General features: G+C 71.2%; 14 protein-coding genes. 6 read left to right on the forward strand and 8 right to left on the reverse strand.

The genetic code is table 11. The features are described 5' to 3' along the window. The first annotated feature begins 2 nt into the window (after positions 1 to 2). Positions 3 to 890: a succinate--CoA ligase subunit alpha gene (sucD, locus tag ABZ807_RS15975; protein ID WP_357157499.1), complete on the forward strand. Its 888-nt coding sequence runs from the start codon at positions 3 to 5 to the stop codon at positions 888 to 890. 110 nt (positions 891 to 1,000) lie between these two features. Here the strand turns inward: sucD and ABZ807_RS15980 are convergent, their stop codons facing one another. Further along, a complete protein-coding gene (locus ABZ807_RS15980) occupies positions 1,001 to 1,267 on the reverse strand; it encodes a DUF4190 domain-containing protein (protein ID WP_357157502.1) in 267 nt (88 codons plus the stop codon). Between the two features lie 156 nt (positions 1,268 to 1,423). Between ABZ807_RS15980 and ABZ807_RS15985 the strand changes: the two genes are divergently transcribed. Further along, positions 1,424 to 2,761: a DUF6350 family protein gene (locus ABZ807_RS15985; RefSeq protein ID WP_357157505.1), complete on the forward strand. Its 1,338-nt coding sequence runs from the start codon at positions 1,424 to 1,426 to the stop codon at positions 2,759 to 2,761. A 57-nt stretch (positions 2,762 to 2,818) separates the two neighbouring features. Here ABZ807_RS15985 and ABZ807_RS15990 read toward each other — a convergent pair whose 3' ends face one another. Both ABZ807_RS15990 and ABZ807_RS15995 read right to left on the reverse strand, forming a co-directional pair. Next, entirely contained in the window at positions 2,819 to 3,457 is a 639-nt protein-coding gene (locus ABZ807_RS15990) for a hypothetical protein (RefSeq protein WP_357157508.1), read from the reverse strand. A gap of 27 nt (positions 3,458 to 3,484) precedes the next feature. Next, a complete protein-coding gene (locus ABZ807_RS15995; RefSeq protein ID WP_357157511.1) occupies positions 3,485 to 3,793 on the reverse strand; it encodes a CD225/dispanin family protein in 309 nt (102 codons plus the stop codon). Positions 3,794 to 3,971: 178 nt separating this feature from the next. On the opposite strand from ABZ807_RS15995, the gene purN reads away from it, so the two are divergent. Together purN and purH are read left to right on the forward strand one after the other, a co-directional pair. Beyond that, positions 3,972 to 4,592, forward strand: coding sequence for a phosphoribosylglycinamide formyltransferase (purN, locus tag ABZ807_RS16000; protein WP_357157514.1), 621 nt, complete (start codon positions 3,972 to 3,974; stop codon positions 4,590 to 4,592). Continuing rightward, positions 4,589 to 6,160, forward strand: a complete 1,572-nt coding sequence (gene purH / locus ABZ807_RS16005; RefSeq protein ID WP_357157517.1) for a bifunctional phosphoribosylaminoimidazolecarboxamide formyltransferase/IMP cyclohydrolase — start codon at positions 4,589 to 4,591, stop codon at positions 6,158 to 6,160. Before purN ends, purH begins: the two co-directional genes overlap by 4 nt. A 214-nt stretch (positions 6,161 to 6,374) precedes the next feature. Here purH and ABZ807_RS16010 read toward each other — a convergent pair whose 3' ends face one another. The 5 genes from ABZ807_RS16010 to ABZ807_RS16030 all read right to left on the reverse strand — a co-directional run bounded on the left by ABZ807_RS16010 (position 6,375) and on the right by ABZ807_RS16030 (position 12,158). Next, positions 6,375 to 7,403 (reverse strand): dipeptide ABC transporter ATP-binding protein, encoded by a 1,029-nt coding sequence (locus ABZ807_RS16010; RefSeq protein WP_357157520.1) that lies wholly within the window; start codon positions 7,401 to 7,403, stop codon positions 6,375 to 6,377. Then, the gene (locus ABZ807_RS16015; RefSeq protein ID WP_357157524.1) at positions 7,387 to 8,424 is read right to left on the reverse strand and encodes an ABC transporter ATP-binding protein; all 1,038 of its coding nucleotides are present in this window, start codon (positions 8,422 to 8,424) and stop codon (positions 7,387 to 7,389) included. Before ABZ807_RS16015 ends, ABZ807_RS16010 begins: the two co-directional genes overlap by 17 nt. A 4-nt stretch (positions 8,425 to 8,428) precedes the next feature. Continuing rightward, the gene (locus tag ABZ807_RS16020; protein WP_357157527.1) at positions 8,429 to 9,385 is read right to left on the reverse strand and encodes an ABC transporter permease; all 957 of its coding nucleotides are present in this window, start codon (positions 9,383 to 9,385) and stop codon (positions 8,429 to 8,431) included. A gap of 150 nt (positions 9,386 to 9,535) precedes the next feature. Further along, on the reverse strand, positions 9,536 to 10,474 hold the full coding sequence (locus ABZ807_RS16025) for an ABC transporter permease (RefSeq protein WP_357157530.1): 939 nt from the start codon (positions 10,472 to 10,474) through the stop codon (positions 9,536 to 9,538). A gap of 79 nt (positions 10,475 to 10,553) precedes the next feature. After that, the gene (locus ABZ807_RS16030) at positions 10,554 to 12,158 is read right to left on the reverse strand and encodes an ABC transporter substrate-binding protein (RefSeq protein ID WP_357157533.1); all 1,605 of its coding nucleotides are present in this window, start codon (positions 12,156 to 12,158) and stop codon (positions 10,554 to 10,556) included. A 414-nt stretch (positions 12,159 to 12,572) separates the two neighbouring features. Here ABZ807_RS16030 and ABZ807_RS16035 point away from each other — a divergent pair, with 414 nt between their 5' ends. Then, entirely contained in the window at positions 12,573 to 13,433 is an 861-nt protein-coding gene (locus ABZ807_RS16035; protein WP_357157536.1) for a bifunctional methylenetetrahydrofolate dehydrogenase/methenyltetrahydrofolate cyclohydrolase, read from the forward strand. A 101-nt stretch (positions 13,434 to 13,534) separates the two neighbouring features. Next, positions 13,535 to 14,485, forward strand: a complete 951-nt coding sequence (mdh, locus tag ABZ807_RS16040) for a malate dehydrogenase (protein ID WP_357157539.1) — start codon at positions 13,535 to 13,537, stop codon at positions 14,483 to 14,485. The last annotated feature ends 45 nt before the right edge of the window (positions 14,486 to 14,530 follow it).

A 14,530-nucleotide genomic window follows, 5' to 3' on the forward strand; every position in this document is an offset into this window, starting at 1 on the left:
TCATGGCTATCTGGCTGACCAAGGACTCGAAGGTCATCGTCCAGGGGATGACCGGTTCCGAGGGTTCCAAGCACACCCGGCGGATGCTCGCCGCGGGCACCAACGTGGTCGGCGGCGTCAACCCGCGCAAGGCGGGCCAGACGGTCGACTTCGACGGCACCGAGCTGCCGGTCTTCGCCTCCGTCGCGGACGCGATGAAGGAGACCGGGGCCGACGTCACGGTCATCTTCGTGCCGCCGCAGTTCACCAAGGGCGCCGTGGTCGAGGCGATCGACGCCGAGATCCCGCTGGCCGTGGTGATCACCGAGGGCGTCCCGGTGCACGACACGGCCGCCTTCTGGGCGTACAACGTGGGCAAGGGCGCCAAGACCCGGATCATCGGCCCGAACTGCCCCGGCATCGCCTCCCCGGGCGCCTCCAACGCCGGCATCATCCCGGCCGACATCACCGGCTCCGGCCGGATCGGCCTGGTCAGCAAGAGCGGCACGCTGACCTACCAGATGATGTACGAGCTGCGCGACATCGGCTTCTCGACCTGCGTCGGCATCGGCGGTGACCCGATCATCGGGACCACCCACATCGACGCCCTCGCCGCGTTTGAGGCCGACCCGGAGACCGACGCCATCGTGATGATCGGTGAGATCGGCGGCGACGCCGAGGAGCGGGCCGCCGAGTTCATCAAGGCCAACGTCACCAAGCCGGTGGTCGGCTACATCGCCGGCTTCACCGCGCCCCCCGGCAAGACCATGGGGCACGCCGGTGCGATCATCTCCGGCTCGGCGGGCACCGCCGAGGCGAAGCAGGCGGCCCTGGAGGCCGTCGGCGTGAAGGTCGGCAAGACGCCGACCGAGACGGCCAAGCTGATGCGGGAGATCATGTCCGGCCGCTGAGCGGACGGGTGGCGTTTGAGCCGGCCGCTGAGCGAACGAGTGGCGTTTGAGCCGGCCGCTGAGCGGACGGGTGAGACACCGAGGGGGCCGACCGGGGATGGTCGGCCCCCTCAGCCGTTCTTCCAGAACGGGTACGTCCCGCTGGCCCGCCAGATCGCGGTGCCGATGATGTTGATCACGCCGAAGGCGATCGCCAGGTAGCCGAGCACCGGCGACTGGCCGTACCGCCTGGCGTCGCGGAGCGACAGGTAGCCGAAGACGATGCCCAGGACGCCGCAGCAGATCAGACCCAGGACGATGCCGAGGACGCCCCACAGCGTGGTGCGGTCCCTGCCGGCCGCTGGCGGAGGTGGGGGCGGCGGGTACGGAGCGTTCACGGCTTCCTCCCAGCGCTTCGTGCCGCGACGACAGTCACGTCCTGCGCCGAGGCTAGACCGGTTCGGGGTCCGGAAGCCGGTGGATCACGGAACTCGCCGGGGCCAGGTGGGGCGGTCGGGCAGCCGACGCCCGTGCGGCGTGCCAGAGTAGAGCCGATGTCCTCGGTCACCCCTGATCAGCCCCGCCGTCCCGCCGCCGGCGTCCGCGCCGATGCCCGCCGGGGCGACGCCCGCCCGGCCGGCGCCCGCCGGGATGCCCGGCGGGACGACGCCCGGCCCGCGCCGGGCGTCCGGGTGCCCGCGTCCCGCCGGCCGGAACCGACCCGGGGGCGGGCGCCGCTCGTCGTCGCCGCCGGGGTCGCCGCCGGCTGGGCGGCGCTGACGTCGTACCTGCCGGTCGCCCTGGTGCTGGGGCTGGCCCAGTTCAGCGAGGACGCCGGCTCCGTCGTCAATGCGCTGCGGGCCGGGCTGGCCGGCTGGCTGCTCGGCCACGGGGTGCCGTTGCAGACCACCGCCGGCCCGCTCGGCCTCGTCCCGCTGCTGCTCTCCGGGCTCGCGCTCTGGCGGCTGACCCGGGCCGGCGTGCACACCAGCCGCGCCATGGGCGCGCGGGGCGGGCGCTCGCCGCGGCAGGCACTCACCGCCGCGGTCGCGGTCGGCCTCGGGTACGGGCTGCTCGGCGCCCTCGCCGCGGTGCTGGTGAGCACGGACGGCCTGCGGATATCCCCGGTCCGCGCCGGGGTAACCCACGCGATCTTCGGCGCGCTCGCCGCGCTGATCGGAGCACTGCGCACCACGGGGGTGGCCGGTCTGCTCGCCGAGCGCGCACCGGCGGTGCTCCGCGACGGGGTGCGCACCGGGCTGGTCGCCGGGCTGCTGCTGCTCGGTGCGGGGGCCGGCGCGGCCGGGCTGGCGGTGGCGACCGGCGGGGGCGACGCGGCCGACATGATCGGCGCGTACCGGACGGGGGTGGCCGGGCAGGCCGGCATCACCCTGATCAGCCTCGCGTACGCGCCGAACGCCACGGTCTGGTCGACCGCCTACCTGCTCGGGCCCGGCTTCGCCGTCGGCACCGGCACGGCGGTACGCACCAGCGAGGTCTCCGTGGGCTCGCTGCCGGCCGTACCCCTGCTCGCCGGCCTGCCCAGCGGGCCGGTCGACGGGTTCGGAGCGGCGCTGCTCGCGGTGCCGGTGCTCGCCGGGATGGCCGCGGGCTGGCTGCTCGCCCGGCGGCTGCTCCGCGACGCGGAGGAGCGCGGGGCGCCCGACTGGGCCGCTCTGCTCGGCCCGGCGGCGCTCGCCGGCCCGGTGGTCGGCCTGCTCGCCGGCCTCGCCGCCGCAGCCTCCGGCGGGCCGCTCGGCGGCGGCCGGCTGGCCGAGATCGGCCCGGTGCCCTGGCAGGTGGCCGCGGTCTCCACCGCGGTGATCACGGTCGGTGCGCTGCTGGGGGCCACCGCCGCCAAGGTCGTGGCCCGGCCGGCGCCCCGCGCCTGACCAAACGACAAAGGGGCGCCCCGGAGAGAACCGGGACGCCCCTTTCCTGAGGTCGGATCAGGAGTTCGGCATGCTCATGCCGACCGCGAGCAGCACGATCTGCAGGATCCCGAGCGCCAGCCCGACGCCGCCGCAGATCAGACCGGCGAGGGCCTGACCGGCGTTGTTCGCCAGCCCCTGGGCGGCCTTCTGCCGGCCCAACCAACCGGTGACCGCCGCGGCGATGCCCAGCGGGATGCCGAGGTAGCAGCAGACCATCGGGATGGCGGCGATGCCCAGGATCATCGAGACCAGGCCGAGCGTGTTCTGCTGGCCCTGCGGCTGCGGGTAGCCCGCGTTCGGGTAGGCCTGCGTGCCGTAGGGCTGCTGGCCGTACGGATCCTGGTGGGGCTGCTGCCCGTACGGCTGGCCCGGCGTCCCGTAGGGCTGGCCCGGGGCGGGCTGGCCGTAGGGGTCGCCGGAGACCGGCTGCCCGTACGGCTGGCCCGAGGTGGGCTGCTGGCCGTACGGGGCCTGCGGCGGCTGGGCGTACGGGTCGTGCGGCTGCTGCCCGTACGGCGCCTGCGGGGGCTGGGCGTACGGGTCGTGCGGCTGCCCGTACGGTTGGCCGGCTGGCTGGCCCGAGGTGGGCTGGCCGTACGGGTCGTGCGGGGGCTGCTGGCCGTACGGGTCCTGACCAGGGTGTCCGGGCTGCATGTCGGGATGCTCCTCAGTCGCTGATGGTCAGTAGCTGCTGCTGCTGCTGGTGTCGGAACCCATGAGGCCGGCCAGACCACCCGCGAGGCAGCACAGCAGGACGATCACGAGCCAGACGATGCCGATGATGAGGGCCCACTTGGACCACTTCTTCGACTCGGCCGCCGCGGCCTGGGCGCCCGCGTAGTCGCCCTGCTGCAGCGCCGGGTTGACCTTGGAGGCGTTGATGATCGCCGGGATGGCCAGCGGCCAGAAGAAGAAGATGGCGACGATGGACATCGTCATGTTGTTGTTGATCGGCGGCTGCTGCGCGGGGTTGGGGTAACCGGGCTGCATGGTGCTCCTCGCTCCGTCGGCACTGTCCGTGCCTGATCATTGGTGAAGGGTGCGGCGGCGGGCGTGGCGCCCGCGCCGAGCGACGGGCAGCGTATCGCGTGCGTGCCACCCGCGTGATCACCCGAGTCGCCGCTGCCCGATCGCTGGGAGGCCCGACCTGCCCGCTAGGGTTGGCCACGTGACCGAGCCCGCGTCCGTCGCCCGCCTCGTCGTCCTCGTCTCCGGCTCCGGCAGCAACCTCCAGGCGCTGCTCGACGCCGCCGCCGACCCCGCGTACGGGGCCCGGGTGGTGGCCGTCGGCGCGGACCGCGACGGGATCGCCGGCCTCGACCGGGCCGCTGCCGCCGGGGTGCCGAGCTTCGTCGACCGCGTCAAGGACCACCCGACCCGGGAGGACTGGGACGCCGCGCTCACCGCGCACGTCGCCGCCCACCGACCCGACCTGGTCATCTCCGCCGGTTTCCTGAAGCTGGTCGGGCCGCACTTCCTGGCCGCCTTCGGCGACCGCTACCTGAACACGCACAACACCCTGCTGCCGGCGTTCCCCGGCATCCACGGCCCCCGCGACGCGCTCGCCTACGGCGTGAAGGTCACCGGGGCCACGCTCTTCTTCGTCGATGCCGGGATGGACACCGGCCCGATCGTCGCGCAGGTCGCCGTGCCGGTGCGCGACGACGACGACGAGGAGACCCTCACCGAACGCATCAAGGAAGCCGAGCGGCGCCAGCTCGTCGAGCAGGTCGGTCGGCTGGTCCGTGAAGGTTGGACGATCACCGGAAGAAAGGTCACTGTTCCGTGAGTTCCACTGAGGACGGGCGTCGCCCGATCAGGCGGGCGCTGGTCAGCGTCTACGACAAGAGCGGCCTGGTCGAGCTGGCCCGGGCCCTGCACGACGCCGGGGTGGAGATCGTCTCGACCGGCAGCACCGCGTCGACGATCTCGGGCGCGGGCGTGCCGGTGACCGCGGTCGAGCAGGTGACCGGCTTCCCGGAGATCCTCGACGGCCGGGTGAAGACCCTGCACCCGAAGATCCACGGTGGGCTCCTGGCCGACCTGCGCAAGGACTCCCACGCCGCTCAGCTCGACGAGCACGGCATCGTCGGGATCGACCTGCTGGTCTCCAACCTCTATCCGTTCCAGGCCACCGTGGCCTCCGGCGCGAGCCAGGACGAGTGCGTGGAGCAGATCGACATCGGCGGCCCCGCGATGGTCCGGGCCGCGGCCAAGAACCACGCCTCGGTCGCGGTGGTCACCGACCCGGCGGCGTATCCGGCGCTGGTGGCCGCCCTCGCCGAGGGTGGCTTCACGCTGGCCCAGCGTCGGGCGCTCGCCGCCCGCGCCTTCGCCGACATCGCCGAGTACGACCTCGCCGTCGCCGAGTGGTTCGCCGCGACCCTCGCGCCGGCCGCTGACGGCTGGCCGGAGTTCGCCGGACTGAGCCTGCGCCGCCAGGCGGTGCTGCGCTACGGCGAGAACCCGCACCAGGCGGCGGCCGTCTACGCCGACCCGTCCAGCCCGGCCGGCCTGGCCCAGGCCGAGCAGTTGCACGGCAAGGAGATGTCCTACAACAACTACGTCGACGCGGACGCCGCCTGGCGGGCCGCGAACGACTTCGCCGACCAGCCGGCGGTGGCGATCATCAAGCACGCCAACCCGTGCGGCATCGCGGTCGGCGCGGACGTGGCCGAGGCACACCGCAGGGCGCACGCCTGCGACCCGGTGTCGGCGTACGGCGGGGTGATCGCCGCGAACCGGCCGGTCTCGGTCGAGCTGGCCCGGCAGGTCGCGGAGATCTTCACCGAGGTGCTGGTGGCGCCCGGCTTCGACCCGGGCGCGGTGGAGATCCTCCAGGGCAGGAAGAACATCCGGCTGCTGCACGCCCCGGCCTTCGACCCGCTGCCGGCGGAGTGGCGGCAGGTCACCGGTGGTGTCCTGGTGCAGATGCGGGACAAGGTCGACGCCGAGGGCGACGACCCGGCGAACTGGCGGCTGGCCACCGGCGACCCGGCCGACGAGGCGACCCTGCGGGATCTCGCCTTCGCCTGGCGGGCGGTCCGCGCGGTGAAGAGCAACGCGATCCTGCTGGCCCGGGACGGCGCCACGGTCGGGGTCGGCATGGGCCAGGTCAACCGGGTGGACTCGGCGCGACTGGCGGTCGACCGGGCCGGCGCCGAGCGGGCCCGCGGCGCGGTCTGCGCCTCGGACGCGTTCTTCCCGTTCGCCGACGGCCCGAAGATCCTCATCGACGCCGGCGTCCGCGCGATCGTGCAGCCCGGCGGCTCGATCCGCGACGAGGAGGTCGTCGCCGCCTGCAAGGAGGCCGGCGTGACCATGTACCTCACCGGTACCCGGCACTTCTTCCACTGACCCGGCTCATGGTGCGCCGCCAGGCGGGGGGGGAAGTGGCCGACGCCCCATCATGCCCGACGCCGCCACCGCGGCCAGGAATCGACGAGTCTCCATCAGCACAGTCTCCCGTGCCTGTCCAGTCCACAGCCGCGCCGACCATGACGTTGTCGCCCGGCAGCTCGGTGTGTCGGGACGACAACTTCATGATCGACGGGTCCGGCTGGGGATGGGGTCAGGCTGCGGGGCGAACCTCGGCGAAGTGGCAGGCGGAGGGGTGCGGATCGGCGGCGCGCAGGACCGCGTGCGGCTCCTGGGTGGCGCAGATCTCCTGGGCCTTCCAGCAGCGGGTGCGGAAGCGGCAGCCGGACGGCGGGTCGGCCGGGCTCGGCACGTCGCCGGTGAGCCGGATGATGGTCCGGTCGTTCCGGACGTCCGGGTCCGGCACCGGCACCGCCGAGAGCAGCGCCTGGGTGTACGGGTGGGTGGCCCGCTCGTAGATCTCGTCCTCGGTGCCGATCTCCACGATCTTGCCCAGGTACATGACCGCGACCCGGTCCGAGATGTGCCGGACCACCGACAGGTCGTGCGCGATGAAGATGTACGACAGCCCGAACTCGTCCTGCAGCTGCTCCAGCAGGTTGATCACCTGCGCCTGGATGGAGACGTCCAGCGCGGAGACCGGCTCGTCGCAGACGATCACCTCGGGGCGCAGGGCGAGCGCCCGGGCGATGCCGATGCGCTGCCGCTGGCCGCCGGAGAACTGGTGCGGGTAGCGGTTGACGTGCTCCGGGTTGAGCCCGACCACGTCCAGCAACTCCTGCACCCGCCGCTGCTTGCTGCCCTTCGGGGCCGCATCCGGGTGGATGTCGAACGGCTCGCCGATGATGTCGCCGACCGTCATCCGCGGGTTGAGCGAGGTGTACGGATCCTGCATCACCATCTGCATGTTGCGCCGAAGTCGGCGCAGCTCGGCCCCGGAGGCCTTGAACAGGTCCTTCCCCTCCAGGGTGGCCCGGCCGGAGGTGGGCGTCTCCAGCCGCATCAGCAGCCGGGCCAGCGTCGACTTGCCGCAGCCGGACTCGCCGACGATGCCCAGGGTCTCGCCCCGGCGCAGCTCGAAGCTCACCCCGTCGACGGCCCGGACCGCGCCGGTCTGCTTCTGGAACAGCACGCCCTGGGTGATCGGGAAGTGCTTGACCAGGTTGTCGACGGAGAGGATGGTCTCGCCCCGGACCTTGGTCGGGCTAGCGGGCGCTGTCATCTCGGACCTCCTGCGCGAAGTGGCACGCGCTGGTCCGGCCGTCGCCGAGGACCAGGTCGTGCGGCACCACGTCCACGCAGACCTGCTGCGCGTACGGGCACCGGGGGTGGAACGGGCATCCGGAGGGGATCCGCATCAGGTTCGGCGGCAGCCCCTTGATCGTCGACAGCTCCTGGCCGCGCACGTCCATCCGCGGGATCGACTCCAGCAACCCCTTCGTGTACGGGTGGGAGGGCGACCGGTACAGCGAGCGGACGTCGGCGTGCTCGACGATCCGGCCGGCGTACATGACCGCGATCCGGTCCGCGACGCCCGCGACCACGCCGAGGTCGTGGGTGATCAGGATCATCGCCATGTTGAGATCCCGGCGCAGGTCGGCCAGCAGGTCCATGATCTGGGCCTGCACGGTGACGTCCAGTGCGGTGGTGGGCTCGTCGGCGATCAGCACCTTCGGGTTCATGGCCAGCGCCATCGCGATCATGACGCGCTGCCGCATGCCGCCGGAGAACTGGTGCGGGTAGTCGCCGAGGCGCTTGGCCGCGGCCGGGATCCGGACCAGGTCCATCAGCTCGACGGTGCGCCGGCGGGCGTCCGCCTTGGACATCCCCTCGCGCTGGCGCAGCGTCTCGCCGATCTGCCAGCCGACCGGGAAGACCGGGTTCAGCGCGGAGAGGGCGTCCTGGAAGATCATCGCGATCTCCTTGCCCCGCACCTGGCGGCGCTGCTCCTCCGACTGCTTCAGCAGGTCCCGGCCCTGGTAGAGGATCTGACCGGAACGGATCACCGCCGGCGGCGTGTCGAGGATGCCCATGATCGCCTGGGCGGTGACCGACTTGCCGGAGCCGGACTCGCCGAGCACCGCGAGGGTCTCGCCGGCGTCCAGGTGGTAGGACACCCCGTTGATCACCTTGGCAACGCCCTCGCCGGTACCGAACTCGACGTGCAGGTCCCGGACGTCGAGCAGGTGGCCGCCCTCGGGCGTGGGAGAGGCCGGCGTCGGGTGGACAGCGGACTGGGTCATGGGTTCACCGCAGCTTCGGGTCGAAGGCGTCGCGGATGGCGTCGCCCAGCATGATGAAGGCGAGCACGGTCAGCGCGAGGAAGGCGGACGGGACGACCAGCGGCGTCGCCGACTCGCGCATGTGCACCCGGCCGGCGTCGATGTCGATGCCCCAGGAGATGGTCGGCGCCTTGAGGCCGATGCCGAGGAAGCTCAGCGTCGCCTCGGCGGCGATGAACGAGCCGAGTGCGATGGTGAGCACCACGATCGCCGGGGCGAGCGCGTTCGGCAGGATGTGCCGCCACATGATCCGGCCGTTGCCGGCGCCGAGCATCCGAGCCGCCGCCACGTAGTCCTGTTCCTTGGCGGTGATCACCGAGGAGCGGACCACCCGGGCCGCGGTGGTCCAGCCGAGCACCGCCAGCACGAAGATCACCGCGAACAGCCGCACGGTGTCGCTGCTGGTGCTCACCCGCTTGAGCAGCACGATCGCGGCGAGCAGCAGCGGGATGCCGAGCACGATGTCGATCACGCGGGAGAGCACCGCGTCGACCCAGCGGCCGAAGTAGCCGGCCAGCATCCCGACGACCAGCGCGATGATGCCGGTGAACAGCGCGGAGAGCGCGCCGACCAGCAGCGAGGCGCGGGCACCGTAGACCGCCCGGGCGTAGGTGTCGCAGCCCTGGAAGTCGTACCCGAAGATGGCCCCGCCGGACGCCCCGGCGTGCTGGCGGGAGAGCACGCAGTCGCGCGGGTCGTTGGCGGTGAAGAGCGAGGGCACGGCGGCCATCGCGGCGACCACCAAGACCAGCGTGAGGCTGACCCAGAAGATCGGGTTGCGGCGCAGGTCGCGCCAGGCGTCGCCGGCCAGGCTGCGGGCCTTCTGCGGTGCGCCGACCTGGTTGGGCGCCCCGGGCTCGCCGGACACGCCCCGCCGGGCGGCCTGGTTCTCCGTGGCCGCCACGGTTTCAAAGTCGCTCATGCCGGTACCTCGCTCCGCTCGGTGCCGGCCTGAGCGCCCATGCACGCTGCGTTGATGATTCGTTCGCTGCGCGCTGTCGGCGCACCCCCTCGCTGCGCTCCGGGGCGCGCCGAGCCGCGAAACGCTGCGTTGATGATTCGTTCGCTGCGCTCACTCATAGCGGATCCTCGGGTCGAGTACGGCGTACAGGACGTCCACCACCAGGTTGGAGAGGAGGTAGACCACGACGAGCACGCTGACGATGCCCACCACCAGCGGGCCGTCCTCGGTGCGGATGCCCCGGAAGAGGTTGAAGCCGACGCCCGGGATGTTGAACACGCCCTCGGTGATGATCGCGCCGCTCATCAGGTTGCCCAGCTCGACGCCGAGGAAGGTGACCACCGGGATGAGCGAGTTGCGCAGCACGTGCACGCTGACGATCCGCCGCTTGACCAGGCCCTTGGAGCGGGCCGTCCGGACGTAGTCGGCGCGCAGGTTCTCCGCCACCGAGGCCCGGGTCAGCCGCAGCGCGGTGGCCAGCGAGAGCGAGCCGAGCACGATGCCGGGGAGCAGCAGCGCGTACAGGTCGGGCTGGGCGCCGGCGGTGGGCGGGAAGAGCTGCCACTTGACGCCGAGGAAGTACTGCGCCAGCGGGGCCAGCACGATGGTCGGGATGCCGAGCACCAGCAGGGTCAGCACCAGCGTGGAGTTGTCGAAGATGCTGGCCCGGCGGATGCCGGCGAGCACGCCCGCGGTGACGCCGAAGAGGATCGTCACGGCCATCGCGATGAGCGCCAGCTTGACGGTCACCGGCCAGGCGGCGGCGAGGATGTCGCTGATCTGGCGGCCGGTCAGCGACTGCCCGAGGTCACCCTGGAGCAGGTTCTTGATGTAGTCGAAGTAGCGGTAGAAGAAGCCGCTCACCCCGGTCTGGTCGAGGTGGAACTTCTCCGTCAGGTATGCCCGCTGGGCGGCGGTGACCGGGCGTTCGCCCGCGAGTGCCTGGATGGGGTCGCCCTGGCCGGCGAACATCAGTGCGTAGACGATCAGCGTGGTCCCGAAGAAGGCGAGGACCATCTGGAGCAGTCGCCGCAGGATAAAGCGGAACATACTGTGAAGTCTCTCTGAAAAGGGGCAAAGGGCGTGGCGGGTCGGGTCACCTCGCGGTGACCCGACCCGGCCGGCGCTGTTACTTGACGGCCTCGATCTTCAGCAGGTTGACCCGGTCGAAGAGATCCATCTCCACGTTCTTGACCTTGGTCGAGTGCCCGAAGTTGTTCTGGCCGTACCGCAGCGGGATCACTGGCAGGTCCTCGGCCAGGAGGTCCTCCGCCGCCTGGTACTTCTTGATCGCCTCTTCCTCGTTCGGCGCCTTGGCGCCCTCGGCCAGCAGCTTGTCGAACTCGGGGTTGCTGTAGCCGTAGTAGTTCGAGGAACCGTTGCTGCTGTACAGCGGGCCGAGGTAGTTCTCCATGGACGGGTAGTCCATGACCCAGCCCATCCGGAACAGGCCGACCGGCTGCTTGGCCTTGACCTTGGTCAGCAGGTCCGCGAACTTGGGCTCGGCGGTGCCGACGCACTCCACGCCCAGGTTGGCCTTGAGCTGGTTGCAGGTCGCGTCGACCCAGTCCTTGTGGCCACCGTCGCCGTTGTACGACAGCTCGATCTTGGACGGGCCGCCCGCGGCCCGGTACATCTCCTTGGCCTTGGCCGGGTCGAACTCGCCGGCCGCGCCGATGGTGTTCTCCCGGTAGCCGGCCACGACCGGCGAGACGAAGGAGCGGGCCGGCTGCTGCGAGCCCTTGAAGATCGACTTGGTGATCTCGTCCCGGTCGATCGCCATCGAGATCGCCTTGCGGACCTCGGGCTTGCTGAATTCCTTCTGGAACGTCGGGACCGCCAGCACCTGCAGCGACGAGGCCGGGCTCTGCTGGAACCGGTCACCGAGGTCGGTGGCGGCCGTCGACAGGTTCTCGGTCGGGATGGTCTTGATGACGTCCAGGTTGTTCGAGAGCACGTCCGCGTACGCCGCGGTCGGCTGCTGGTAGATCCGGAACTCGACGCCGGCCACCTTCGGCTTCTCGCCGGGGAAGGCGTCGTACTTCTCGACCTCGACCTTGGCGTCGTGCTGCCAGCTGCCCTTGATCTTGAACGGGCCCTGACCGATCGGCGCCTGCTCGTAGCCCTCGGCCAGCACGCCCGGGGCGGAGAAGGCCGCCTTCGGCAGCGGGTAGAAGGCCGTGTAGCCGAGCATGCTCCTGAACTCGCTGTACGGCTCGGTCAGCGTCACGGTGAAGGTCAGGTCGTCGACCTTCTTCAGCCCGGAGAGCGTCTTCGCCGCCGGCTTCTCGCCCTGCAGGTCGTCGTAGCCGGCGACCTTCTCGAAGAAGTAGCTCGAGTTCTGGCCGTTGGGGGCGTACGCGCCGTAGTTCCAGGCGTCGATGTAGTTGTCGGCCGTGACCTTCTCGCCGTTGTGGAAGGTGTAGCCGTCCTTGAGCTTGACCGTCCAGACCTTGTTGTCCGACGACGTCACCGACTCGGCCGCCACCTCGTACGGCTTGTTGGCCTCGTCGTAGTCGACCAGCGGGCTGAACAGGGCGGAGAGCACCTGGGAGCCACTGGTCTCGTTGGTGTTGGTGGGCACCAGGTGCTGCGGCTCCGCGATTTCGATCCGCACGGCCGCGTTGGGGTCGCTCTGACCTGATCCGCCATCGCCGCCCGAGCCGCAGGCCACCAGGCCCAGGGTCGCCGCGAGCGGGAGGGCGGTCCAGGCGGCAAGCCTACGAACTCGCATTGAGTCTCCTCATCTCCTCACGCTGCGCAGTCAGGCCCGGCACTGGGTGACGCTGCGCAACGATCGGCAACGGTAGGTCGCGGACGGCCGCTTCGGCAACGAGACCGTTGCGAACGGGTAACGGATGGCCCGACCCGGTCTTGTCCGCCCCGGGTCACTCTGCTATGAGCAGAGCCGCAAAAGTGCTGCTCAATGTCGGTTGTAGGCGGGGATTCCAGGGCCTCTCGGGCGCTCAGGACCGGCCTGAGTGGTTGTCGGTCCGCTGTCCGCTCTGTGTCCTTTAATGATCCGCTGTCCGCACCGACATGTGGGGAACTCCACATGATGTAACTGTGGGTGATGAAGGCCACGTAACGGATCGTCACCGTTGGCCGTCGTCCCAACCATGGCCGGTTGCCGTGAGACGATCTGGACGTGACGGCGACGATCCTGGACGGCAAGGCGACCGCGGCGGAGATCAAGGACGAGCTGCGGACGCGGGTCAAGGCGCTCGCGGAGCGCGGCGTCATCCCCGGTCTCGGCACGGTCCTGGTCGGGGCCGACCCCGGCTCGCAGGCGTACGTCAACGGCAAGCACCGCGACTGCGCCGAGGTCGGGATCGCCTCCATCCGCCGCGAGCTGCCGGCCGACGCCACCCAGGAGCAGGTCGACGCCGTCCTCGCCGAACTGAACGCCGACCCGGCCTGCCACGGCTACATCGTCCAGCTGCCGCTCCCGGCCCACCTGGACACTCAGCGTGCGCTGGAGATGATCGACCCGGACAAGGACGCTGACGGCCTGCATCCGGTCAACCTCGGCCGGCTGGTGCTCGGCTACGACGGCCCGCTGCCCTGCACCCCGCGCGGCATCGTCGAGCTGCTCCGCCGGCACGAGGTGCCGCTGCGCGGCGCGACGGTCGCGGTGGTCGGCCGGGGCAACACCGTCGGCCGCCCGCTGGGCCTGCTGCTCACCCGGCGCAGCGAGAACGCCACCGTGACGCTCTGCCACACCGGCACGCTCGACCTCGCCTCGCACACCCGCGCCGCCGACGTCGTGATCGTCGCGGCGGGCGTACCCGGGCTGCTCACCGCCGAAATGATCAGCCCGGGCGCGACGGTGGTCGACGTCGGCATCACCCGGGTGATCGGCACCGACGGCAAGGGCCGGTACACCGGCGACGTGGACCCGGAGGTGGCCGGGGTGGCCGGCAGGGTGGTGCCGATGCCCGGCGGCGTCGGGCCGATGACCCGGGCCATGCTGCTCACCAACGTGGTGGAACGGGCCGAGCGGGGCTGAGTGGGTCCATCGGCGGCATAACCGTCCGCCCCTGGCCCGATCGGTGCCAGGATGGCTGATACGGTCCGGAAAACCGACTGGTAGCAGGGAGTGGGACGACCATGGGTAAGAAGGTCACTGTCGTCGGGGCCGGCTTCTACGGCTCCACCACCGCACAGCGCCTGGCCGAGTACGACGTCTTCGACACCGTTGTGATCACCGACATCGTGGAGGGCAAGCCGGCGGGTCTCGCGCTGGACCTCAACCAGTCCCGCGCGGTCGAGGGCTTCGAGACCAAGGTCGTCGGCGTCACCACCGGCCGCAACGGCGAGGGCTACGAGGCCATCGAGGGCTCGGACGTCGTCGTCATCACCGCCGGCCTGCCGCGCAAGCCGGGCATGAGCCGGATGGACCTGCTGGAGACGAACGCCAAGATCGTCCGCCAGGTCGCCGAGAACGTCGCCAAGTACGCCCCGAACGCCGTCGTCATCGTGGTGTCCAACCCGCTGGACGAGATGACCGCGCTGGCCCAGCTCGCCACCCAGTTCCCGAAGAACCGGGTGCTCGGCCAGGCCGGCATGCTGGACACCGCCCGGTTCACCAACTTCGTCGCCGAGGCGCTGAACGTACCGGTGAAGTCGGTGAAGACGCTGACCCTCGGCTCGCACGGCGACACCATGGTCCCGGTGCCGTCGAAGAGCACGGTGAACGGCAAGCCGCTGCGCGAGGCGATGCCGGCCGAGCAGATTGAGGAGCTGGTCGTCAAGACCCGCAACGGTGGTGCCGAGGTTGTGGCGCTGCTGAAGACCGGCTCGGCGTACTACGCCCCGTCGGCCGCCGCCGCCCGGATGGCCAAGGCCGTCGCGGAGGACTCCGGCGAGACCATGCCGGTCTGCGCCTGGGTCGACGGCGAGTACGGCATCTCCGGCGTCTACCTGGGTGTCGAGGCCGCGATCGGCGCCGAGGGCGTCAAGCGGATCGTCGAGACCGACCTGGACGCCGACGAGCTGGCCAGCCTGAAGGAGGCCGCCGAGGCCGTCCGCGCCAAGCAGGGCGACATCGCCAGCATGTGATCCACCCGACCCAGGAAGGGGCGCGCCGGCACCGCCGGCGCGCCC

The sequence above is a fragment of the Micromonospora sp. NPDC047548 genome, from assembly GCF_040642975.1.
Lineage (GTDB): Bacteria > Actinomycetota > Actinomycetes > Mycobacteriales > Micromonosporaceae > Micromonospora.